Source organism: Butyrivibrio sp. ob235 (genome assembly GCF_900109475.1).
In the GTDB taxonomy this organism is placed as follows: Bacteria; Bacillota; Clostridia; order Lachnospirales; family Lachnospiraceae; genus Butyrivibrio.
This window is the reverse complement of the sequence record NZ_FOBE01000003.1, coordinates 14,604-36,288: the sequence shown is the minus strand read 5'-3', so window position 1 is coordinate 36,288 and position 21,685 is coordinate 14,604. Positions and strand designations below refer to the sequence as shown.

The window sequence follows — 21,685 nt, the reverse complement described above, 5'->3', positions numbered from 1 at the left end:
GCGTTTTTGCAAATTTATCATTACGTTTTTGAGTTTAGTACATATTCTAAAAAAAGTCAACATTTATGCGCTTTTAGACCAGATTCTATTCTTGAAAGCGCCTTTTTAAGCACTTCCATGGAGGACGCAAACGAAATTCTCACGAATCCTGGGGCAAAATAAGCACTTCCGGGCATCATTGCAACACCATATTTTTCCAATAAATATTCGCATAAACGTGTATCGTCATCTATAATTCCGTAACCCTCATATTCTTTTCCGAGAAAAGCACGGATATCGAAGAACGCATAGAAGGCTCCCTGGATCTCATGGCAGATGACACCGGGTATCCCTCGCAGTTTTTCCTGGACAAAATCTCTGCGCTTCTCAAACTCTGATCTCATGAGCTCGACAGAATCCTGGGGCCCACAAAGCGCCTCAACCGCCGCATACTGTGAGATGCTCGGAGGTGTGGTAGTTGTCTGGCTCTGCACCTTCACCGCAGCGCCAATAACATCGGCTCTGCCGCAGACGTACCCAAGTCTCCAGCCAGTCATGGAATAGGTCTTGGAAAAACCGTTAACCACGATGGTTCTGTCCTTCATCCCTTCAAACGCAGAAATGCTTTTGTGGCGATTCTCACCGTATATTATTTTTTCATAAATTTCATCGGAAATAACAAAGATATCCCTGCTGATTGCAAGGTCAGAGAGCCCCTTCAGCTCATCCTCGCCGTAAACCTTGCCGGTGGGATTGTCCGGGGTACATATTATAACAGCCTTGGTGTGCTCATTTATCGCACTCTCAATGGCTTCAAGATCAAGAGAAAAATCGTCCTTCCTCTTCACAAGAACGGGCTTTGCGCCCGCAAGAGCTACCATATCGGGATAGCTGACATAGCACGGAATGGGGATTATGACTTCATCACCCTCGCCCGCAACAGCGCACAGCGCACCAAACAGCGCCTGCTTCGCACCGACGGTCACCGCCACCTCATTCATCTCATAGGTGACGCCGTTGTCCTTTTTCATCTTCTCGATTATCGCCTCCCGAAGCGGTGCGATACCGTTTCCGGTGGTGTATTTGGTGAAATTCTCATTGATTGCCCGTATTCCCGCTTCTTTGATATTGTCCGGCGTGGGGAAATCGGGCTCGCCCACATTGAGAGAAACTATGTCCTCTCCCTTCCGCCTAAGCTCCTCCACCTTTCCGAAGAGAGCCGTGGTCGGGGACATTTTTACCGCCGCCATTCTGGTAGATAATGTTGTGCTCATACTTTTTTCATACTCCTCATCCGTCAGCTTCGCTGACACCTTCTCCATAAATGGAGAAGGCATAACTACTTGTTACTTTATAAGCATCCTTCTAATTTTATGGTACGCCTTCCTGATGAACCTTCCCACCGTAATATCCAGCTTATGATACAGCCTTGAAAAAGCTGTAATGGGTGGCATTACCAGATAATCATACTCTCCTATATGCTTAAGAAGGTACTCCGGATAACTTCCGTCGACCTCCGTACGCTCAAATCTCGCATCCCTTCCGAAGATGTCTCTGCCAAGAACCAGATTATCCATAGTCTCCGCCAGGATCTCGCGGTCGTTGTACTCCTGGTGCGCAGCCGCTTTTACCTTGACGCCGATTCTCTCTACGGGGTTGGTCTCGTGCCTTCCGCCCATGTAGCCGAAATGCCAGCCGCCGTCAGCGACTCTGACAGACCTTTTATCGCAGGGTGACACCAGATCGCGTAGCCTTACGATTCCCTCGCGCGGAATATTATCTATGGAAGTAATCTTTGTTCCAAGCCACTTCCTGTCGCTCTCCGCAACCTCCGGGAACTCTCCGGTAATCGAGAGCAGCTTTCCTGACTTTTCTTCCATATTGAGGAACACATAAAAATTCCTCTGCGCCAGGTGGTAGACCTTCGTCTTATCAAAATTCTCTATGATTTTCGTAAGAACCTTTGGATTTGGAATCTCATCCACATCGCCGAAAAGAATTATGTCGTCGCTTGTCGCGCCGACTTTCTTCAGACCCTCTATCAGACGGTTTTTCTGAAAATAATCCCTCTCGTGGGTCAACGCATCCACCGGCGAATCGGTGACCACCACATACTCTATGCAGTCCAGATAATCCTTGAAAAGATCCCTGTTCTTTTCAAAGCAAAGCTCCTTCTCTTCACCCGAGAAGGTCATTGTTGACTCTTCTATAATGAACTTATCCACATAGGGACTAAGGATTCCTAACCTCAGCCTCAGGATGTCCACTTCATTAAAAAATGGAATGCAATCATATACCATTTTTTCTGATCCTCGCTTTAATCCGGGATTTCAGGCGCGTCTTCCTGCTAAGAAGCATCAGCCGCAAAACCGGCATACCCGCCACCTGATACCTGTAAACATACGCATCCTCCTCGGATGCCCAGGACGGAAGCTTGCCCTTCCCATACTCTTTATAAAAATCGGAACCCATCATCTCCTTCATCTTCCGCTTGATCTCGGAAAAAGGAAGGTCCGAATAGATAAGCTTTTTCATGCCTATCGTGCAGGTCAGGGTCTTGCGCTCGTTTATAACCTCAGTAAAACCACCCTTTGCCCACTTTTTCGCATAATCGTCCAGAACCTCGAAGGCCTTCTCCTGGTTCTCCATAAAGTTTTCATGATAACCGCCCGTAAGCCCCTCTTCGTTTATTCTGTAAAAATACAGTATCCTGTCGAGATATGCAATGCTTTTTGCTTTATCAATTATTTCAGCGGTCTGCAGAAGGTCCTCTCCGTAATTGAGCTTCCTGTTCACCGTCTCCTCGATGCGGCCCGCAAGCTCCTTCCCTATGCACTTGTTCCACATGGCATTTAGCATATCACCGGAGCACATTATTTCATAGAACTTCTTCTTGCCGTCGCCCGAATAAATCTTGCCCTCTTTAAAGGGAAAAGGAAACATCTTCGACTCGGGAGTGCTCATCTCTGCAGCATTATACAGTATTATCTCAGGCCTCTTACCTTTTCTTTCATATTTAGAAGCCGCTTTCTGAAGCTCAGTGAATATCCCCGGAGCCACGGCGTCATCAGCATCCATGAAAACAAGATAATCTCCCGAAGCTCTCTTTATCCCCTCCTGCCTCGCATCGTAGGCGGACGCAGGGCCCATATGCACCGTCTTTACAAACGGAAAACGGTTTGCAAGTTCGCCGCATATATAGCCGCTTCTGTCTGTGGAGCCGTTTTCAATAAGAAGAACCTCGATACAGTTCTCCATCCCCTCAGCAGCCTTTACTATAGAAGATGTCGCTTCACTTATGTACTTTTCAGCATTGTGAACAGGCACTATTACCGAAAACTTCATGTTATATTGTGCTCCCTCTTCCACTTTTCACTTCTTCTCCAGAACAGCAAGGGCCTTACGGCCATCTTGAATCTCTTTGCAGGGCTGTAGAAATGCGGATATCCCTCATTTTCTCCCCACCATTTATGAAAAACGAAGGGCTCTACTCCCTTGTTCTCCGGAAGCGGATGCTCCCTTCCAAACTTAACTGCGCTATCTAAATCAGCCCACTTAAGGCCGTCCTTTTCCATCTGATTTTTGCAGTGACAACAAAGGAAAATATCCTCATTGAAAAATCCGTCGTACACCTTAACCCAGGGAAGGTCGTGCTCCTTAGGATAATCAAGAAGTCTCTTGGACCTGATGGATACGCTGTTTCCGACTCTGCAGATGTTGCCCTCGCTGTCCCTGTAGGCATAGTTATTTTTCGGAAGAGGCCAGGGGGAGCCTATATAATCGTAGTTAAGAAAGCTCTCGTCCCAGTTTTCCGGATGTATCACAAAGCCGTCCGCATGCACAATAAGAACAAAGTCCGTCTTAATGTGATCGCGAAGCTCATATACCATTTTGTAATTGAATTTGTCGATGTCATCGAGTTTTGATGTGTAGCTGAAGCGTATGTCCTTTGGAAGATAAAACGGCTTTTTATCCGTAATCAGGACCGCGTCGCCGAATTCGATATCGCGCATGCTGTACTTCATCGCCTGCACGGTCTCATATACATCTACACTTGTCATCGCTGCAATCGTGACTCTCGGAAGCTGCAGCTTCTTTGTATTATTCATATATCCTCTATTTATCCGAAGGTTTTTATTATTCCGGTTCTCCTTAAGAAGGAGCGCCACATTTTCTTAAAGAAGAACACTCCATACAAAAGTCTTCTCCTTATATTCTGGAAAAATTCCCTTACTGCTCCCGGCCTTACATTTCTTCTTGCATAAAGTGCTGAGTGCTTCTTGTATTCCGCCAGTTCAGCTCTGCATTCATCGGCGCTAAAGAGCCTTCCCTTTTTATCCTGATAGGTAAGGAAGCTGTAAATATTCTGCTCCGATGACCAAAAACCGTCGGAAATATTGTGTCTTGCCCAGTACTTCGGAGCGATAGCGTATATTAATTCAGTGCTAGACATTACGGGCATCATCGCAAAGGATGAATTCGAAAGAATGAGGTATCTCGCATTTTTTATGGTGACGTAGTCCTTGCCCATGTCGAAGTGGTGACACTCATACTCGGGAAGCACCTTCCTTGCGGCCTCCTCATCCTCGGTTATTATCATGAACCTCATATTCGGGTTCACCTTTTTCATGTTCTCGATGGCATTTAGCCAGTACTTTCTATCAAGGAAAAGCTCAGGGCAGCTTGTATACTCTCCGCCTCTCATGTTAATGATGCAGAGGTCGTCCGCGGTGTATTCGTAGGACTCTGCCTCCTCCTTCACATGGAGCCAGTCCTTAATCTTATCGCGGTACTTCTCAAAATAGGACTGATCCTGGAGATTCCCATATATAAGAGTATTGTCTTCAATTTCAAAAAGCCTCGGGTCAGCCCCCGAAATATAGCAGCCATTGGTCATGTCATGAACCGAATTCCCCATGAAAAGTCTGTCATCCTGCTCATGGAAAATCGTGAATTTATCCATGTCTTCACGCGGGATCTCAGTTCCGAGATCTATGTCCATGAAGTACATGCCCTTATTGGAATGGAAAACGTTGCCGACCTGCCCCGGGTTCACAAACCCGAAGGGGACGCCCCGCTCCTCAGCCATGCATCTTGTGACCACGTAGAAAAACAGCTGATTTCCAAGGCCGTAGCCCTTAATAAATTCTGCACCTATCATAAAAACTCTTCCTCATACCACTGTTGGAACATCAGGATGTACCAGATTTGGATCCTGTAGATGCCCCTCTCGGTAAAGTCTGTCCAGATTTTCTCGACAACCTCCGGGTCAAGAATACCCTGCTGCCTGATTTTTTCCTTATTAAGAAGGCCCTCGGCCCAGTCGCGGAGGTCGCTGTCAAGAAGCCACTTCTCAATCGGAATCGAAAAGCCCTTCTTCGGGCGCTCCATCATTTCCTTCGGAACGTAGCGGTAGAGCACGTCACGAAGAACCTTCTTACCCACCTTGTCGTCGCGAAGGTACTGAATCGGAAGACTCCAGGCGAACTCAATCACATCCCTGTCAAGCATCGGCACACGCGTTTCAAGCGATACCGCCATCGCTGTTCTGTCCACCTTCACAAGGATATCGTCGGGGTGGTAGACCAGCATATCCATAAGCATGCACTGGTGATTTACTTCCTCGAGGAATCCGTTTGGAAGCTCCGTGTATTTATAGGGAATGGTTCCTCTCTTAAGCGCAATCCTCTTTGTAAGCGGATCCGTCTCATGCTCCATTCTATGTATGTCAACGGGTCCCTCGGCGCCAAGGAGTGTCCCCTTTATTCTGTAAATATCTTTATTTTTAAGGGGTGAATTCAAGACTATCGAGCTAGCAACCTTCCTTATAGGATAGGGCACGCCGTGCATCTTCCCCCAGATTCTGCTGATGGATTCATAGGAGGTATAGCCGCAGAACAGCTCATCTCCGCCGTCTCCGGAAAGGGATACGGTCACGTGATCCCTCGTCATCTTGCTCACAAGATATGTGGGAATCTGTGAAGAATCCGCAAAAGGCTCGGCAAACATATGCGCAAGTCCGGGAATAACGGCCTTGGCATCTTTTTCCGTAATATAGAGCTCTGTGTGCTCGGTGCCGAGGTGCTTTGCAATCTCAGCCGCGTAAACCGCCTCGTTGTAGGCCTTGTCCTCCATGCCGATGGTGAAGGTCTTGACCTTCCCGGGCTCAAGTGACTGCATAAGTGCCACCGTCGTGCTGGAGTCGATTCCCGCTGATAAAAAGGCTCCGACAGGAACATCCGCAACCATCTGGCCTTTTATTGATTCCTTCAGAAGTCTTTCAAGCTCGTTCGCCGCTTCCTCGCTGCTGCCGGTAAACGGATTTTCCTGACCTCTCTTGGCGGTCTCCTTCATAGACCAGTAGGTAGTGGTCTGTGTACCAAGGTCCTTTAAGCTGACTGTCATGAAAGTTCCGGCCTCGAGCTTGTTTATTCCTTTATAAATAGTGTAAGGTGCAGGGATATAGCCCTCCACAAAATAGATATCAAGAACGTCAGTGTTTATGGCATTGTCGAAGCCATCCACAACCCTGAGGCACCCCAGATCGGAAGCAAAAGCGAAGGCTCCCGCAACTTTTCCATAATATAAAGGCTTCTCTCCGACTCTGTCTCTGGCAAGAGTAACTGTCTCATTTCTCTTATCATAAACCGCGATGCCGAACATGCCCTTGCACATTGAAAGGGCTTCCTTCATTCCGTAGTGCTCGATCGCCTCAAGAAGAACCTCAGTGTCCGAGCTTCCCCTGAAATCTCCCGCAGCAGCAAAACTGTCATCCAGAAGCTTTTTCTTTACATCTTTGTTGTTATATATCTCGCCGTTGTAGACCATCACAAGGTTCCCGGAATGGCTGACCATAGGCTGGGCACCGTTCTTGGAAAGGTCCACAATAGAAAGGCGCCTGTGTCCAAGCGCCACTTCACTATTTTCACTTACATAAATCCCATCATCATCAGGTCCTCTGTGAATCATGCGGTCATTCATCTTCTGAATATTCGCGCGCGCATCACCTGAGAACTTCAAAAGTCCTGATATTCCACACATATGTAGATGTCCTCATTCCTAGTGCTAACTTTTCCCTAATAGTACCATATATTCGGGGATAATGAAATTTTAATTTGTTCGCGATGCCGCTTGCCTCCTGACTTTTATGCAGTTCCCGTGAAGTAAGGCAGACGTGGTTTTAGCTATTGCAATGTAATTCGCAGAGATATAATAGTAGTATGAAGATGAGATGCAATAAATGATTCAAGCTCAAAAGGAAGCCGGATCTATATGAGTGGTAATGAGAAAAAGATCATTATAATTTTGATAATAACCAGTATCATTGCAATCATTGGGGCACAGATTTATAAGACAGCAACAGTCTTCAAATATGAGGACCATCTTGATGAAGTTATAATTTCCGTGGACGATAACAGTCTGACACTGCGTGAATTTGGCTATTACATATATACGACTGAAGAGTTCGTCCAAAAACAGGCTGTTTTATATGATCCCGAGGACCCGCTGCATTGGTGGAACACGCATTTTTCTGCCGGACTAGATTCACAGTTTGTCAGTGAACTGGCTATGAAAACGGCTATCAATACGTATTTGTCACATGCAATCTATTACGCCGAAGCACAAAAGGCCGGTATGGCATTAAGCTCCTCTGAGGAAGAAGCTGCACAGTCAGAAGCAGATGAAATGTATCAGAAAATGAGTCCTCTTCAGCTTAAGAAAACAGGGCTTAATGAGTCGCTTATTTATTTTGCATTGTGCAGGAAAAAACTTGCATCAAAATATGCCGAAGATTTGGCGACGAATATCGATTTTTCAGGATATGAAGATGATCTGGGATCCCTGCTTAGCGGAGACGGGGATTATTTTCAGAATGTTATCCTGCCGCAGCACAACGTGGTGATAAATGAAAAGCTTATGAAAAATATAAAGATTGGAAGAATTACTGTAAACAACACATGAACTGCTCTCCTCGTAAGACAAACTGCCGAGTTAACGTTCTGATTTATTCTGAAATTTAATCACAAATTTGAATTTATATAAGCGTATAACCTCTGAACCCGCGCACGGAATAGTACGAATCCGCCCCGTTATGGAATGTAAAAACCCTTCCGTAACGTCGTTCGCAGAACAATGCACCGCCCTTGTCGCGAATATCATCCGGCGTAGTGATCCAACTTGACGTTTTCAAATCAAATTCCCCGAGACTTTGCAGTCGGCGATAGAGTTCCTCCGTCATGATCAAAACGCCGATTTCTTTTGCTTTCCATTCGGCGCTGCCTGATGGCGGGTTTTTAGCACGCCCCTGTAATGCCTTTTCGTCATAGCACAGGCTTCTGCGCCCAGAAGGGGACTCCTTTGCGCAGTCGCAGAAAATTAGCTTTCCCGTCTTTTCGTCATAGCCGATGGTATCCGGTTCTCCGCCGCTCTCCTCCATCCTTCTCAAAACATCCATGGAGCCCTGATGCTCAAGCAAACGTTTCTCCACGTCAAGCCAACTCAGTTCCATATGAAGATTCTTATTATCCTGAAACCTCGCTTTTAATATTTCTAACATAGTTTCCCCCTCCAATCTCCGATTGGGAATGAACCATTCCCAAGGATTTTATAACTCGTTACAATTTATTATTTCATCATCCGCAAACCCATGTAAATACTAAATTTGCGGTTGTTTACCTTTCCCTTATGATTTCCCTTGTGTTATATGGTCGACATCCCTGTTTCCCGGTACAAACTGTTCCGAAGAAGGCTGAGCCCGAGGTCAGAAGGATAACAGAATTCGATATGATTATTTTATCCTTTTTTAATTTGTTTTTAGATGAGATGGAATAGATAATAATTATTAGAGGAATGTTATATGACGTATTGTGTTATTGATGTGTTTTTGGTGAAAATCTTATAGAGTATTGTTCTTCACACCTTAAGGAAGTGATTTCTTAGGGTGTGTTTTTTATTGGTACTGAATTGTAGATATATAGTTATGAAGCCTCAATTTAGCCGGCATATTTATGCTATACGTGACAAAAAGGAGAGTGGGCAGATTTGAAAACAAACACTACAACTAAACACGCCATTATATGGAAATCATATGTGAGACTTGCTCTGGTGAATATGGTGGCTTATGTAGTTTCAAATATCTGCTGCTTTATCGATAATATCGTGATTGGCAGATTTCTTGGCGAGCATGCTCTGGCAGCGGTAGGTCTGTTCTCGCCGGTGCTGGTACTTTCGGGACTGGCATTTGTAATAATTGCGGGAGCAGAAATACTGATAGGCACACTTATTGGAGCTGGTAAGCAGGATAAAGTTACTTCACTTTTTACAAGCTCTTTTATAACAATTGCCTTTATCTGGGCTGCTATTTCTATTGCGCTTTTAATTGCAAGAATTCCTCTTGCTGGATTGCTGGGCGCAAGAGGAGAGTCAAAAGAACTTCTTGAACAGTATATTGCCGGATATTCATTTAACTTATTGTTTGCTGCCCTCAGCTCTCTTCTTATTTCAGTTGCTTCTTTTAATAATGCGATTAAAAGGTCTTATATAGCTACAACTGCGCTGTTCTTTTGCGATGTCGTTTTTGATGTCCTTTTTGTTAATATCCTTGGGATATTCGGGGTAGGACTTGCATCTACCCTGAGCAGTCTTGTTGCTTTTCTTATACTTTTACCTGCTTATACGAATAAGGAAAAGACTGTTCACATTGAAAAGACAGCGTTTGATAAAGAATTATTGGCAGAGGCTGTAAGAAGAGGGGCTCCCACTCTTCTGTTTAATATCGGAATTTTTGTCAAAAACAGTCTCATAAATTATTCATTGCTTAGATATGTGGGCGTGGAGAGCATAGCTGTTGCAAGTGTTTTAGTTGCCATGTGCGGTTTGGTGGGGGCTGTCACAGTAGGCTGTTACAGTGCGCATTCTGCGCTTACCAGCCTTTACTATGGTGAAGAGGACCGTGAAGGGTTCATTGATGTGTTTAAGACTGCTTTAGTGGCTGGTGTAGCATGTACTACGCTTGTGGTGACATTTTTGGCTGTCTTTTCATCTCGGCTTTCAGATATTTTCTTCAGTCCGGGTACCGAAATATATGAAATGGGAAGGACTATGTTTACTATAGGTTTCTGGTTTTCCCTGTTTAATGTATTCCTGAACCTTCTTATGAATTCATATAAAATCCAGGGAAGAATGAAGCTTGTAAATATCATCTCTTTTGCTGAGGTGGCCATGATAGGCATTTTAACGCTTCTGACAGTTCCTTTATGGGGAAGCAATGGAGCATGGCTTGCCAATATGTGGAGTGATATTCTTTCAATTATCATTGTGATCATTTCGGTATTTGCATATACAGGCAGTGCCGACTTAAGCATCCCGTCATTATTAAAGCTTCCGCCGGACTTTGGTGCTTCCAAAGAGGAATTTGAGGAATATTCCGTACAAACGAAGGAAGAAGTGTCAGAGATCTCACAGAAAGTGATTGATTTTTGTCGCTCAAGGGATATTGACCATAAAAAGGCGCTATGGGTCGGTTTATGTATTGAAGAGCTTGCTGTAAACATTATTGATCACGGCGGATTTAAGCGTGGGCATAACAGCATAGCAATAAGGGTCGTAAATAAAGAGGAAGGTGAGCTTACAGTAAGGATACAGGACGATTGCATTAGATTTGACCCTAGAAGCTATCTGAATATGTTCAACACCGATTCACCTGAGGAGCATATTGGACTTCGCATGGTAGCAAAGCTGGTAGATAGCATCAATTACTATAACAATGCCGGTATTAACACTTTAATAATGAAATTATAAAGTGCCAATACTAAATCAAAGATATGATCTCCTTATCCGGTTTATCAATTTCCTTAATGTCCGTGACTCTGCATACAGGGATATTTCGTTGCATTTCATCATCAAACCTTATTCTAAGGATTCCTGATATTTCAACCCATTCCCGGTCATCAATTTGTATTTCGGACCGTTGGAAAATTGACTGCATAATCAATTCATTTATCTGATATAATATGTAATAGATGTGATTGTTTTAGCGACAAATATCTATCTGTTTTCAGAAAAGTGTTTGGTCGCGCTAACGGTGCCGGCAATACAGGAGGGGGTATTATGTATATTGCGATGCATTGTATTAATGCAAACAATTCCGAACTGGATGAGATTTGCAAGTTTTACGGAATTCACTACGACAACATGTACAAATCATGTGTGATATCTACCGATCATCAGCATCATGATTTTGTAGTATCTATGCTTGAAGAAGATTACAAGGACTTCTATCGCCAGGTTCTTACGGCGCTTGCAGCTGAGGGCGGTCAGGTAATGGAGATTACCAAGGGCAAGGTTTTCAGGTGCAGGAAAAATGAAATCAGGCACGGTGAGAATCAAAAGTGCGAAATTAAAAGATTGTAATTCATTTTAAAATGAGATCGAAAAGATCACTGAAAGAGACCGAAAAAGGTCTCTTTTTCTTTGTCTTTTTATTGAATGAAAAAAGGCGTTGTGCTAGAATTTCCAAATGAGGGAGCTAATTTAAAAGACTTTTTACTGTCATGGGGAAATCTAATCTATATATTTCCGGGCATTCGTCCGCTCTTTTCCTTGTCAGCAAAAAGAAAAATGTTTTTTGGAGGAAATATTAAGATGTATGAAAAAAGATTTGATCCTATGACAGGGAAACCGCTTAACCCGGATTCTGTCAATCAGCAGGCTGAAAATCAACAGCCTGTCAATCAGCAACCAAACAATCAACAGACTTACGGAACACAGCAGACCTATGGACCCCAGCAGACTTACGGAATGCCGCAGAATAATGCTACCCAGCAGACCTACAGTGCGCCGCAGAATTACACATACGATCCTGCAGCAATCGAGAAGGCACAGTCAGATAAGAACAAGAAGCTTGCTTATGTGCTTCTTGGAGTTTGCGCAGTTTTATTTATGGTAGTTCTTGGCTTTGGTGCGTTTACTGTCATGAAGTTTTTTGCTAAGAATTCTTCCGGCAGCGATGCAGATCAGAGAATAGAAGCAGAGGCAGAGGAGTCGGAAACAAGCGAATTTGCTTTTGATGAAGAAGGCACTACAGAGGAAGTTACAGATGAAGATGCGGCTGATGAAGCAGCTGTAGAAGAAATCCCCGGACTTCAAATGATAGAGGAACCTAACGCTGAAGATTTCCTGAGTGAAGATACGGATTCTTATACAGAAGAGGATTATACCCAGGCTGGTTCTGCAGCGGAGGCTGTTCCGGAAAATATCTACAATCTGTATACTGTTCAGTTGGGAGATGATACCTACCATATTCCTGCTAAATTGACTGATTTTCTTGAAAAGGGCTGGACTCTCCCGGATGAGAAGACAGCACAGGAGGTCCTTGCCAATCGTGAGATGGCCTCTGTTGAACTGTATTCTCCCGACGGCAGTAACAACTACTTAGATGTGGACGTTACGAATTTTGATGTTAATTCGCAGGCACTCAGAGACTGCTATGTTTCAAAAATAAGTCTTGATGACTATGTAACTGAAAAAACAGGCATAGAATTTAAATCCTATAATGGTGACTTGGTAGTTGGTAAGAGTACCAGGGAGGACATAATTGCCGCCGCGGGAGAGCCGAGTGACGTAATAGATAGCGCTGGCCATATATCGCTTTTCTATGAAGGAATAGCTGAAACATATCTTGGATCAGAGGTTATATATTATCTGGATGAAAACGATGTGCTGGACTATGTTGTTGTTCGAAGCGATAATGCTCCGGAAGATTTCGTAGCTACTGAGATAAGTGATGAAGCACCTGCTTATCTTGACCAGTATGTGGCACCTACATCTCTTGGAAATGATCCTTTCTCAGGTAATTACAAGCTTGATGGAGTACTTTACAATCTTCCGACTCCTTTCTATGAGATCACTAATAATGGATGGGATTATCCCGGAAATCCTGATGAAATAGTTGAAGCGGGCCAGATGTACAGTGTTCGTTTCGACAAAGGTGACAGGAGCCTTTATGCAACGGTTTACAATCCCTCTGAAGAGGCTACATATCTTAAGTATTCGATGATCATCAGTGTCAGTGACCCTAGAGGTCTTAGTGCTAACGATTTAGAGTTCCCGGGAGGACTGTCCGGATCCATAACAGAGGAACAGCTTCTGACATATTTGGATAAAAACGGAATCACTAACTATGACTATAACAAGGGACCCGGATGCTACCATATATATTTCGATCAGACCGGAAATGACAGAAGTATGGCAAATGACTGGTATCAGATTTTTGCAGACGGAAATGAAATAATCGACATTGAAATGCAGAACTACGGCTGGCTGAAATAAGAGCATTAAGGAAGAGACTCATACTATAAATGGTATGGGTCTCTTTTTTACATTTTATGCAAGCGTCCCCGCGAACAAATCAAACATCACTCCAGATTCTCTGCGAAGTTGCCGAAAATCCTTATGTCGGTTACGGTGCACATCAGCGCCTCCATAACTCTGTTCATGTCCTCCATCATAAGGTCTCCCGTGAATTCCGCAAAAAACATATACTGCCACTTCTGCTCGGGAATCGGGCGGGACTCAAGCCTTACAAGGTTTAGACCGTAGATTCTGAAAACCGTGAGCGCCTCGTGAAGTGCACCGGCCTTGTGCTCGGTTCTAAAGCTGATACATATCTTGTTTCTGCCCTCGCGAAGCTCCATTCTGGGAGATACAACCACAAATCTTGTGGTGTTGGTGCGGTTAGTATTGATACCTTCCTTGATGATCTTAAGGCCATAGATCTCGGCGGCACGCGATGAGCAGATTGCAGCCTTGGTCTTATCGCCAAGCTCGGCAACCATTCTCGCACTGCCCGCGGTGTCAGCCTGCGGCACGCGAACCCAGTCCCTGTGCTCATTTAAAAACTGCTCGCACTGGAATATTCCCTGCTCATGTGAGAAAACCGTCTGAATATCAGACATCTCCGCATCCGGAAGAACCATCAGACTGTGCTTTACTCTGACTGTGGTTTCGCCCACCATGTAGCACTCGTACTGCGCAAGCAGGTCGTACACCTGGCGGATTGCGCCGGTCGAAGAATTCTCTATAGGAAGAACCGCGTAGTCAGCCGCTCCGCTCTTCAAGGCTTCAAAAGTGTCCTCAAAGTGCACCAATCCCTCGCTGTTTACATCTTTTCCAAAGAAATCAATTGCAGCCATCTCGCTGTAGGCGCCGGGCTCACCCTGGTAGACTACCTTGGGGTTCTGCACGGGCTCCCTGACAACGGCAAGTGCGCTGTCCAAAAGTTCGCAGGCGCCGTCGCTCTCGCCGAGCTTTCGCTCCACGCGCTCGCGGAGCTGGGTTATGTATTTTTCGTTGATTATCTGAATCTCGTCCATCATACCTCCGACAAAACTTCCATCTTCTCCACAATCTCCTCCACATCCAAAAGCAGCTGTTTCTCGGCCTGCTTGGGATTGTTGTCCTTCACATACTTATACAAGAACAGCGAATAGGATGCAGGGCGGAAGGTAATCTTACCCTCGCAGCTCTCGATAAATGCGGGTATATTCTCCGCCTTAAGTCTCGCATTGTTGTTCATCTTGATGGCAACCTCGCCGTTGCCGCCCTTAATCTCAAGGATGTAGAGTTTATGCGCCTTCTCGCGGACAAGCGATATCCTGATCAGATTGTCCACCGACTCAGGCAGCTCGCCGAAGCGATCCCTCAGCTCATCGCGCATGTCATCGCGGTCGCCCTCGTTCTCGATCCCGGCAATTCTCTTGTATATCTCGAGCTTCTGCTCTTCATTAACAATATACTCACTCGGAATGAATGCATCAACATCGATATCGACACTTGTGGAAAAATCTTCCAGAAGGGCATCCTTCTCCTCACCCTTTTTGCGTCTGACTGCCTCTCCGAGCATTTTGCAGTAAAGGTCATATCCAACTGAAGCCATGTGTCCCGACTGGCTCTTTCCGAGAAGATTTCCCGCGCCTCTGATTTCAAGGTCTCGCATCGCAATCTTAAAGCCCGATCCAAGATCCGTGAACTCACGAATTGCAGACAACCTCTTTTCCGCAACCTCTCTTAGCATCTTGTTTCTCTTGTACATAAGAAAAGCGTAGGCGGTTCTTTTTGATCTTCCGACACGGCCTCTTAGCTGATAGAGCTGGGAAAGGCCCATCTGGTCGGAGTCGTGGATAATCATCGTGTTTGCATTGGAGATATCAAGTCCCGTCTCAATAATCGTCGTCGAAACCAGCACATTTATCTCGCCGTCTATAAAGTCGTACATGATTCGCTCAAGCTCCGACTCCTTCATCTGGCCGTGTGCAAAGGATACATTCACCTCAGGCACCAGCTTCTGAATTCTCGCCGCAACATCCGCGATGTCATTTACACGGTTGTAAACATAGTAGACCTGACCGCCGCGCGCAACCTCTCGGGCAATCGCCTCGCGCACCATCTCGTCGTTGTACTCACAGACGAAGGTCTGAATCGGCTGTCTGTCCATCGGCGCTTCCTCAAGTACGCTCATGTCCCTGATTCCAACCAGTGACATGTGAAGAGTTCTCGGAATAGGCGTTGCGGACAATGTCAGCACATCCACATTTTCCTTGAGCTTCTTTATCTTTTCCTTATGAGTTACGCCAAATCTCTGCTCCTCATCAACGACCAGGAGTCCCAAATCCTTGTAGACCACATCCTTTGATAAAAGTCTGTGCGTTCCGATAACGACATCCACGAGACCTTTTCGCAGGTCTACCACAGTCTTCTTCTGCTCGGACGCCGTCCTGAACCTGGACATCATGTCGACCCTCACAGGGAAATCCTTCATTCTCTCCGTGAAGGTGTTGTAATGCTGCTGTGCCAAAATTGTTGTGGGAACAAGTATCGCCACCTGTTTTCCGTCCTGCACCGCTTTGAAAGCTGCGCGGATAGCAATCTCCGTCTTGCCGAATCCAACGTCTCCGCAGATAAGTCTGTCCATGATTCGCTCGGATTCCATGTCGGCTTTGGTGTCCGATATAGCGGTCAGCTGATCTTCTGTCTCATCAAAAGGAAAGGCCTCCTCAAACTCCTGCTGCCATACAGTGTCGGAGCTGAACTGATATCCGCTGCTGTTCTGCCTCTTTGCATAGAGCTCTACCAGATCGTCCGCAATTTCCTCAACTGCAGTCCTTACCTTATTCTTCGTGCGCTTCCAGTCGCCGGTTCCAAGCTTGTTGAGCTTCGGCTTTCTCGCCTTCCCATCGGCTCCGGCATCGCCGCTCGCGTACTTCTGTATTACATTGAGGCCTGTCGCAAGCACGTAGAGATTGCCGCCGTCAGCATAGCTGATCTTGATGTAATCCCTGACCACCTTGTCGGTCTCAATCTTCTCTATTCCCTTGTAAATTCCAAGTCCATGATCCTCGTGAACCACATAGTCGCCCACCGTCAGATCCGAGAAGCCTGAAATCTTCTCGCCGCTGTACTTCGACTTGGAATGCTTTCTCTTTTTCTTCTTATGCTCCGTGAAAATATCGCTCTCTGAAATCACCGCGAATTTCAGGTCGGTGTATTCAAACCCCTTGAGGATTCTGCCGTAATAGGTCATAATCTCCCCGGGCTGGAGCTCGCGCATCGGATTCTCGCTGTAAAAAGCGGTAACGCTCTGGTCGCGAAGATCCTCGACAATTCTCTTGGCTCTCGTTCGGGATCCCGAGAGGATAAGCACCCGGTAACCATTTTTCACAAAGCCCTTGAGGTCGTGTACCAGCGATTCGAAGCTGTTGTTGTAGGGCGCAATACTCCTTGCGTGCACCTCGGTGCTGATGTCGGGCTCAAACTCGTTTAGCCCCTTGGGAGCTGCGAGCGCCGAGAGCATTATGCGTCTCGTGCTCTTCATCCTCGCAATGCACTCGTCCTTCGAGTACAGAAGGTCCATCTGAGACGGCAGCGCATAGCCATTCTCTGACCTGTGGATCATGCTCTCCCTGAATTCGTTCTCCACCGCCGATGCGTGCTCAAGCACATGGAGCGGCTCATCTATGAAAACACAGGATTTTCCTGCAGGGAAAAGCTCCAGGAAGGTCACGGTCTCATCGTAAAAATATCTTATATAGCTCTCGAGATTCACCTCGAGTTCAAGCTCTGTCAGTTCTTCCTTAAGTTCCTCGAAGGAAGTCTTTATGCGGTGCGCCGCCTCGGTCTTAAACTCTTCGCGAAGCTTTTCATAGACGAGCTTCGTCTCGGTCTCCATCTTTTTAAGACCCTTCGTCTTCTCATCATCCGTCAGGATAATCTCGGCCGCAGGATAAATCTCAATCGATTCGAGCTTGTCTATCGACCTCTGTGTCATAATGTCGAAGCTTCGGATGTTCTCGACTTCGTCGCCCCAGAGCTCGATTCTGTAGGGATTCTCTTCTGTCAGATCGAACACGTCGATGATATCGCCCCTTACGGAAAATTCGCCCGGAGCTCCCACCTGATAGACGCGGTTGTATCCGATCCTTGTGAGGATCTTCGCAACCTCGCGCTCATTGACGGGTTTTCTCTTATCTATTTTCAGAATGTTATTTTTAATTATGTCTATGGGAATCTGCGGCGTCATCAGACTTGAGAAGGTTGTGACCACAGTAACGGGACGCCCTTCGATGAGGCGCCTCAAACATTTTATCCTCTCCCTTACGATTTCATTGGAGTGGACATCTGCCTGGTAGAATATCAGATCCTTTGCGGGATAAACAGTGACGTTTCGGTCGTAAAATCTGTAGTCCTCACAGATTTCCTTAACCCGAAGGTCGCTGTAGGTCACAATTATCCTGTACTTGAAATCCTGCGCAAGTCCGCTAATGAAATGGAGTTTCTGAGAATCCATACAGCCGGAGACCTCCGCGCAGGCAAAAGGCTTTTCCAGGTACTTATTTAGTTTGATAAATGCCTCCAGTTCTGAAAGAGGCGCTTCGATTGCTCGCATTTTTACCTCATTCCGGTTTGTATCCGTTCCACTTGTTCATGGCGGAGTTGACGCCATCTTCCATGATAACTCGAACGGCGTCGGCTGCGTGGTCCATCGCTTCCATAACAAGAGCTGTGTCCTCGTCGTCGAAGTGTCCGAGAACCCAGTCTGCAAGGTCTATGCGGGGCGGCTTCTTGCCAACTCCGACTCTGACTCGTGCGAACTCGTCGTGGCCAAGCTGCGCGATTATATTCTTAAGACCGTTGTGGCCACCGGCGCTTCCGCTGGGACGAACTCTGATTCGACCGGGATCAAGATCGATATCGTCGGAGAGCACGATGAGCTCAGTCTTCGTATCAATCTTGAAGTAGTCCGCGACGGGCCTTATGGATTCTCCGCTGAGATTCATGTAGGTCAGCGGCTTTAGGAGAATTACCTTTTCGGAGCCGATCCTGCCCTTTCCATACATACCCTTGAACTTCATCTCGGTCAGGTCTATATCATATTTTTCTGATAAAACATCTATTACGCCAAAGCCAACGTTGTGGCGGGTGGCGTTGTATTTTCGCTCGGGGTTTCCGAGGCCTGCGATTAAGTACATATGAGTCCCCTCTTCCGGCGCTTCGCGCCACCTTGTCTACGCTCCGCTTCGGTCCGCGCTGGACCGACGTCCCCCGGACGTCGAGCGCCCCCAGGGGGAAGGCTTTATTTTAATTAAATAGGGAGCAACGAATTCGTCGCTCCCCATATATTAGCACAATTATTCTTTTTGTAGTATAAAAACCCGCTTAGAAAAGACTTCCCACTCCTGTAGGTGCGGCTTCGGTCTCAACCGGTCTTGAGTCGATCACTTCGTCTGAAGCCTCGTCGTAAGCCTTCAGAATGGTATCCTGAAGCAGCCTTCTCGTATCTGAATTAATCGGATGAGCGATGTCACGATACTCTCCATCGACTGACTTTTTGCTGGGCATTGCGATAAACAAACCCTTGTCGCCCTCGATCACCTTGATGTCATGAACAACGAACTCATTGTCAATGGTGATTGAAACGATGGCACGCATTTTACCCTGCTTTGCAACTTTTCTAACACGAACATCTGTAATATTCATCCTGCTTTGTCCCCCTTTTAGAAATGTAAAAAATGAATACTTAGATTACATACCTCTCATTGTTTTCTACTACTATTTTTATACCGTTCTCTCCCTTGTAATAGGAGTTCGCCTGGATGGTTCCATGGCTCTCGACGATACAATTCTCAATGTGCGTGTTATCTCCGATGTAAACATCATTCAGAATAATCGAATTCTTGATGTAGCAGTTATTTCCGATGAATGCACCCTTGAAAATAACCGAATCCTCAACCATTCCGTTTACGATACAACCGCTGGAGATAAGACTGTTGGCAACCTTGACGCCCACGTTGTACTTTGCGGGAGGAAGGTCCACAACCTTTGTGTAAACACCCGGGTACTCGTTGAAGAAATAATTTCTAACTTCAGGCTTCAGGAAATCCATGTTGGTTCTGAAGTAATCCTCAACGGAAGCGATGTTGTTCCAATAGGACTTAAGCTTGTAACCGTAGATTCTCTTCATATCCTTGTATCGAACCAGGATATCCCTAACGAAATCGAATCTCTCCTCGGTCTGAGCTTTTTCTATGAGCTCTATGAGCTGACGTCTTCTGATGACGTATATACCGCAGGAAATCGTGTTGGATCTCGCCACTACCGGCTTCTCCTCGAACTCCTCGATACGGCTCTCCTCATTCATACGAATGGTTCCGAATCTCTCGGTATCGATGTCTGCCGGCACATCCTTGCATACAACAGTGATGTCAGCCTGCTTATCGATGTGGTACTCAAGGAGCTTGTTGTAATCCATCTTGTACACGCAGTCACCGGAGGTGATAACCACATAGGGTTCATGACAGCTCTTTAAAAAGCTGAGGTTCTGCGCAATGGCATCCGCCGTTCCTCTGTACCAGAGATTTCCGTTTGCCTTGGCTGCGGGAGTGAATACGTAAAGACCTCCCTGCTTACGTCCGAAGTCCCACCACTTCGATGAAGACAGGTGTGTGTTAAGGCTTCCTGCATTGTACTGCGTGAAAACCGCCACCGTCTGAATGTGGGAGTTCGTCATATTACTAAGTGCAAAATCTATGCTTCTGTAAAATCCGGCCACTGGCATAGCACAAACTGCTCTGTTCTTAGAAAGCTCGTGCATGCGGTTACTTCCACCACCGGCAAGAATAATTCCAATCGCTCTCACTACCTATCACCTGCCTTATCCAATGTTCTTCCGCTATCCAAACTTCCGTCAGGATAGTCCTTTTCGGTAGTTACTCCGGAGATCATCGTGTTCTTTCCTACGGATACACCGCTGGGAACCACTGACTTCTCTCCGATTGTTACGATTCCGTCTCTGTAAATTCCGGGCTTGGTCTCGTTCTGAACTTCATCACCCTCACCGAGTCTTACGTTGTTACCAATATCAACATGCTCGGCAATTACAGCCTTCTCAATATTACAATTTTCACCGATGACGGTTCCGTTCATAATGATGGAATGGCTTACAATCGTGCCTCTTCCAATCTTAACTCCGCATCCTATTACGGAGTTGTGTACCTCTCCGTAGATCTCCGATCCCTCGCCGATGATACTTCTTGAGGTAGAACTCTCGGGGCCAAGGTACTGCGGAGGCTGAACATCGTTTCTGGTGTATATCTTCCAATACTCCTCGTAGAGGTTGAACTCCGGAACGATGTCGATGAGTTCCATGTTGGCCTCCCAGTATGATGTAAGAGTTCCTACATCCTTCCAGTAGCCGTCGAATTCATATGCGTAAAGGGACTGACCCTTCTCCTTACAATAAGGAATGATGTGCTTACCAAAATCCAGGCCGGGCTGATCCTGATTGGTAATAAGCGCTTCCTTCAGCGACTCCCATGAGAAAATATAGATACCCATAGAAGCAAGGTTTGATCTGGGCTTCTCGGGTTTCTCCTCAAAGTCCACAATTTTCCTGTCCTCATCGGTAATCATAATACCGAATCTGCTGGCCTCCTCGATCGGCACAGGCATAACCGCGATAGTAACATCTGCGCCGTTAGCCTTATGAAAATCGAGCATTGTCTCATAATCCATCTTATAGATATGATCTCCCGAAAGAATGAGAACATAATCCGGATGGTAATTCTCCATATACTCAAGGTTCTGGAAAATAGCATTCGCAGTACCTGTATACCACTCACTGTTCGCACTCTTCTCGTACGGAGGCAGAATGGTAACGCCACCGATATTACGGTCAAGATCCCACGGAATACCGATTCCGATATGCGAATTAAGACGCAGCGGTCTGTACTGTGTAAGTACGCCCACTGTATCTACACCTGAATTAATGCAATTACTGAGTGGAAAATCAATGATGCGGTATTTACCGCCAAATGAAACTGCCGGTTTCGCCATCTTGGATGTAAGTACACCAAGTCGGCTGCCCTGTCCGCCTGCCAGTAGCATGGCAATCATCTCTTTTTTTATCATGTTAAGACCTCGTTGTCATAAAAAATGTAGAATTTCCTATGAAGTAATATAGTTCCCGCGGTCTATGATCGTGGCTTTTCTATGCCCCCACATAAACCACCATTTAAAGTATATCACACTAATTATTTAAAGGGAACGAGTTTACAAAAATCCTGGCGAGTTTTTCACAAGATTTGGGAGGTATTTCGGGGGAAGGATTTTGACACTTGTACATATTAGATGTATTTTTATAGAAAAGAGGAAT

At 45.9% G+C, this 21,685-nt stretch carries 18 protein-coding genes; 4 read left to right on the top strand and 14 right to left on the bottom strand.

Annotated features, from left to right (window positions below):
* Window positions 1-56 precede the first annotated feature (56 nt).
* The 6 genes from BMW61_RS04325 to asnB all read right to left on the bottom strand — a co-directional run bounded on the left by BMW61_RS04325 (window position 57) and on the right by asnB (window position 7,020).
* Window positions 57-1,253 carry a pyridoxal phosphate-dependent aminotransferase gene (locus tag BMW61_RS04325; RefSeq protein ID WP_242876617.1) on the bottom strand — a complete coding sequence of 399 codons (1,197 nt, stop codon included), beginning with the start codon at window positions 1,251-1,253 and terminating at the stop codon, window positions 57-59.
* A gap of 72 nt (window positions 1,254-1,325) precedes the next feature.
* On the bottom strand, window positions 1,326-2,279 hold the full coding sequence (locus tag BMW61_RS04320) for a glycosyltransferase family 17 protein (RefSeq protein WP_091820009.1): 954 nt from the start codon (window positions 2,277-2,279) through the stop codon (window positions 1,326-1,328).
* On the bottom strand, window positions 2,269-3,324 hold the full coding sequence (locus tag BMW61_RS04315; RefSeq protein ID WP_091820008.1) for a glycosyltransferase family 2 protein: 1,056 nt from the start codon (window positions 3,322-3,324) through the stop codon (window positions 2,269-2,271). The genes BMW61_RS04320 and BMW61_RS04315 overlap by 11 nt, the downstream gene beginning before the upstream one ends.
* Window positions 3,321-4,088, bottom strand: a complete 768-nt coding sequence (locus BMW61_RS04310; protein ID WP_242876616.1) for a DUF5672 family protein — start codon at window positions 4,086-4,088, stop codon at window positions 3,321-3,323. Before BMW61_RS04310 ends, BMW61_RS04315 begins: the two co-directional genes overlap by 4 nt.
* An 11-nt stretch (window positions 4,089-4,099) precedes the next feature.
* A complete protein-coding gene (locus BMW61_RS04305; RefSeq protein ID WP_091820007.1) occupies window positions 4,100-5,140 on the bottom strand; it encodes an O-fucosyltransferase family protein in 1,041 nt (346 codons plus the stop codon).
* Complete coding sequence (gene asnB / locus BMW61_RS04300) at window positions 5,137-7,020, bottom strand: asparagine synthase (glutamine-hydrolyzing) (protein ID WP_091820006.1); 1,884 nt, start codon at window positions 7,018-7,020, stop codon at window positions 5,137-5,139. Before asnB ends, BMW61_RS04305 begins: the two co-directional genes overlap by 4 nt.
* Before the next feature lie 231 nt (window positions 7,021-7,251).
* Between asnB and BMW61_RS04295 the strand changes: the two genes are divergently transcribed.
* Window positions 7,252-7,941, top strand: coding sequence for a hypothetical protein (locus tag BMW61_RS04295; RefSeq protein ID WP_091820004.1), 690 nt, complete (start codon window positions 7,252-7,254; stop codon window positions 7,939-7,941).
* 73 nt (window positions 7,942-8,014) lie between these two features.
* Here BMW61_RS04295 and BMW61_RS04290 read toward each other — a convergent pair whose 3' ends face one another.
* The gene (locus BMW61_RS04290; RefSeq protein WP_022760379.1) at window positions 8,015-8,536 is read right to left on the bottom strand and encodes a DUF4256 domain-containing protein; all 522 of its coding nucleotides are present in this window, start codon (window positions 8,534-8,536) and stop codon (window positions 8,015-8,017) included.
* A gap of 485 nt (window positions 8,537-9,021) precedes the next feature.
* Here BMW61_RS04290 and BMW61_RS04285 point away from each other — a divergent pair, with 485 nt between their 5' ends.
* Complete coding sequence (locus tag BMW61_RS04285) at window positions 9,022-10,779, top strand: MATE family efflux transporter (protein WP_044959006.1); 1,758 nt, start codon at window positions 9,022-9,024, stop codon at window positions 10,777-10,779.
* Between the two features lie 10 nt (window positions 10,780-10,789).
* Here BMW61_RS04285 and BMW61_RS23040 read toward each other — a convergent pair whose 3' ends face one another.
* Window positions 10,790-10,966 (bottom strand): TIGR03943 family putative permease subunit, encoded by a 177-nt coding sequence (locus BMW61_RS23040; protein ID WP_442857293.1) that lies wholly within the window; start codon window positions 10,964-10,966, stop codon window positions 10,790-10,792.
* 122 nt (window positions 10,967-11,088) lie between these two features.
* On the opposite strand from BMW61_RS23040, the gene BMW61_RS04280 reads away from it, so the two are divergent.
* Window positions 11,089-11,391: a hypothetical protein gene (locus tag BMW61_RS04280; RefSeq protein WP_022760382.1), complete on the top strand. Its 303-nt coding sequence runs from the start codon at window positions 11,089-11,091 to the stop codon at window positions 11,389-11,391.
* A gap of 231 nt (window positions 11,392-11,622) precedes the next feature.
* On the top strand, window positions 11,623-13,308 hold the full coding sequence (locus tag BMW61_RS04275; protein WP_091820003.1) for a hypothetical protein: 1,686 nt from the start codon (window positions 11,623-11,625) through the stop codon (window positions 13,306-13,308).
* A gap of 86 nt (window positions 13,309-13,394) precedes the next feature.
* Here the strand turns inward: BMW61_RS04275 and BMW61_RS04270 are convergent, their stop codons facing one another.
* From BMW61_RS04270 to BMW61_RS04245, 6 genes are all read right to left on the bottom strand, one after another.
* Entirely contained in the window at window positions 13,395-14,354 is a 960-nt protein-coding gene (locus BMW61_RS04270; RefSeq protein ID WP_091820001.1) for a prephenate dehydratase, read from the bottom strand.
* Complete coding sequence (mfd, locus tag BMW61_RS04265) at window positions 14,351-17,920, bottom strand: transcription-repair coupling factor (protein WP_091820000.1); 3,570 nt, start codon at window positions 17,918-17,920, stop codon at window positions 14,351-14,353. Before mfd ends, BMW61_RS04270 begins: the two co-directional genes overlap by 4 nt.
* A 7-nt stretch (window positions 17,921-17,927) precedes the next feature.
* Entirely contained in the window at window positions 17,928-18,503 is a 576-nt protein-coding gene (pth, locus tag BMW61_RS04260; RefSeq protein ID WP_022760386.1) for an aminoacyl-tRNA hydrolase, read from the bottom strand.
* 187 nt (window positions 18,504-18,690) lie between these two features.
* Window positions 18,691-19,011 (bottom strand): septation regulator SpoVG, encoded by a 321-nt coding sequence (spoVG, locus tag BMW61_RS04255; protein ID WP_022760387.1) that lies wholly within the window; start codon window positions 19,009-19,011, stop codon window positions 18,691-18,693.
* A gap of 40 nt (window positions 19,012-19,051) precedes the next feature.
* Complete coding sequence (gene glgD / locus BMW61_RS04250; RefSeq protein WP_022760388.1) at window positions 19,052-20,170, bottom strand: glucose-1-phosphate adenylyltransferase subunit GlgD; 1,119 nt, start codon at window positions 20,168-20,170, stop codon at window positions 19,052-19,054.
* A complete protein-coding gene (locus BMW61_RS04245) occupies window positions 20,170-21,441 on the bottom strand; it encodes a glucose-1-phosphate adenylyltransferase (RefSeq protein ID WP_022760389.1) in 1,272 nt (423 codons plus the stop codon). The genes glgD and BMW61_RS04245 overlap by 1 nt, the downstream gene beginning before the upstream one ends.
* Window positions 21,442-21,685: the final 244 nt, after the last annotated feature.

What these genes read in the sequence shown, in the direction of transcription:
- BMW61_RS04325 (WP_242876617.1), bottom strand. Translation starts at nt 1,253, where the DNA reads ATGAGCACAACATTATCTACCAGAATGGCGGCGGTAAAAATGTCCCCG.
- BMW61_RS04320 (WP_091820009.1), bottom strand. Translation starts at nt 2,279, where the DNA reads ATGGTATATGATTGCATTCCATTTTTTAATGAAGTGGACATCCTGAGG.
- BMW61_RS04315 (WP_091820008.1), bottom strand. Translation starts at nt 3,324, where the DNA reads ATGAAGTTTTCGGTAATAGTGCCTGTTCACAATGCTGAAAAGTACATA.
- BMW61_RS04310 (WP_242876616.1), bottom strand. Translation starts at nt 4,088, where the DNA reads ATGAATAATACAAAGAAGCTGCAGCTTCCGAGAGTCACGATTGCAGCG.
- BMW61_RS04305 (WP_091820007.1), bottom strand. Translation starts at nt 5,140, where the DNA reads ATGATAGGTGCAGAATTTATTAAGGGCTACGGCCTTGGAAATCAGCTG.
- asnB (WP_091820006.1), bottom strand. Translation starts at nt 7,020, where the DNA reads ATGTGTGGAATATCAGGACTTTTGAAGTTCTCAGGTGATGCGCGCGCG.
- BMW61_RS04295 (WP_091820004.1), top strand. Translation starts at nt 7,252, where the DNA reads ATGAGTGGTAATGAGAAAAAGATCATTATAATTTTGATAATAACCAGT.
- BMW61_RS04290 (WP_022760379.1), bottom strand. Translation starts at nt 8,536, where the DNA reads ATGTTAGAAATATTAAAAGCGAGGTTTCAGGATAATAAGAATCTTCAT.
- BMW61_RS23040 (WP_442857293.1), bottom strand. Translation starts at nt 10,966, where the DNA reads ATGCAGTCAATTTTCCAACGGTCCGAAATACAAATTGATGACCGGGAA.
- BMW61_RS04280 (WP_022760382.1), top strand. Translation starts at nt 11,089, where the DNA reads ATGTATATTGCGATGCATTGTATTAATGCAAACAATTCCGAACTGGAT.
- BMW61_RS04275 (WP_091820003.1), top strand. Translation starts at nt 11,623, where the DNA reads ATGTATGAAAAAAGATTTGATCCTATGACAGGGAAACCGCTTAACCCG.
- BMW61_RS04270 (WP_091820001.1), bottom strand. Translation starts at nt 14,354, where the DNA reads ATGATGGACGAGATTCAGATAATCAACGAAAAATACATAACCCAGCTC.
- mfd (WP_091820000.1), bottom strand. Translation starts at nt 17,920, where the DNA reads ATGCGAGCAATCGAAGCGCCTCTTTCAGAACTGGAGGCATTTATCAAA.
- pth (WP_022760386.1), bottom strand. Translation starts at nt 18,503, where the DNA reads ATGTACTTAATCGCAGGCCTCGGAAACCCCGAGCGAAAATACAACGCC.
- spoVG (WP_022760387.1), bottom strand. Translation starts at nt 19,011, where the DNA reads ATGAATATTACAGATGTTCGTGTTAGAAAAGTTGCAAAGCAGGGTAAA.
- BMW61_RS04245 (WP_022760389.1), bottom strand. Translation starts at nt 21,441, where the DNA reads ATGATAAAAAAAGAGATGATTGCCATGCTACTGGCAGGCGGACAGGGC.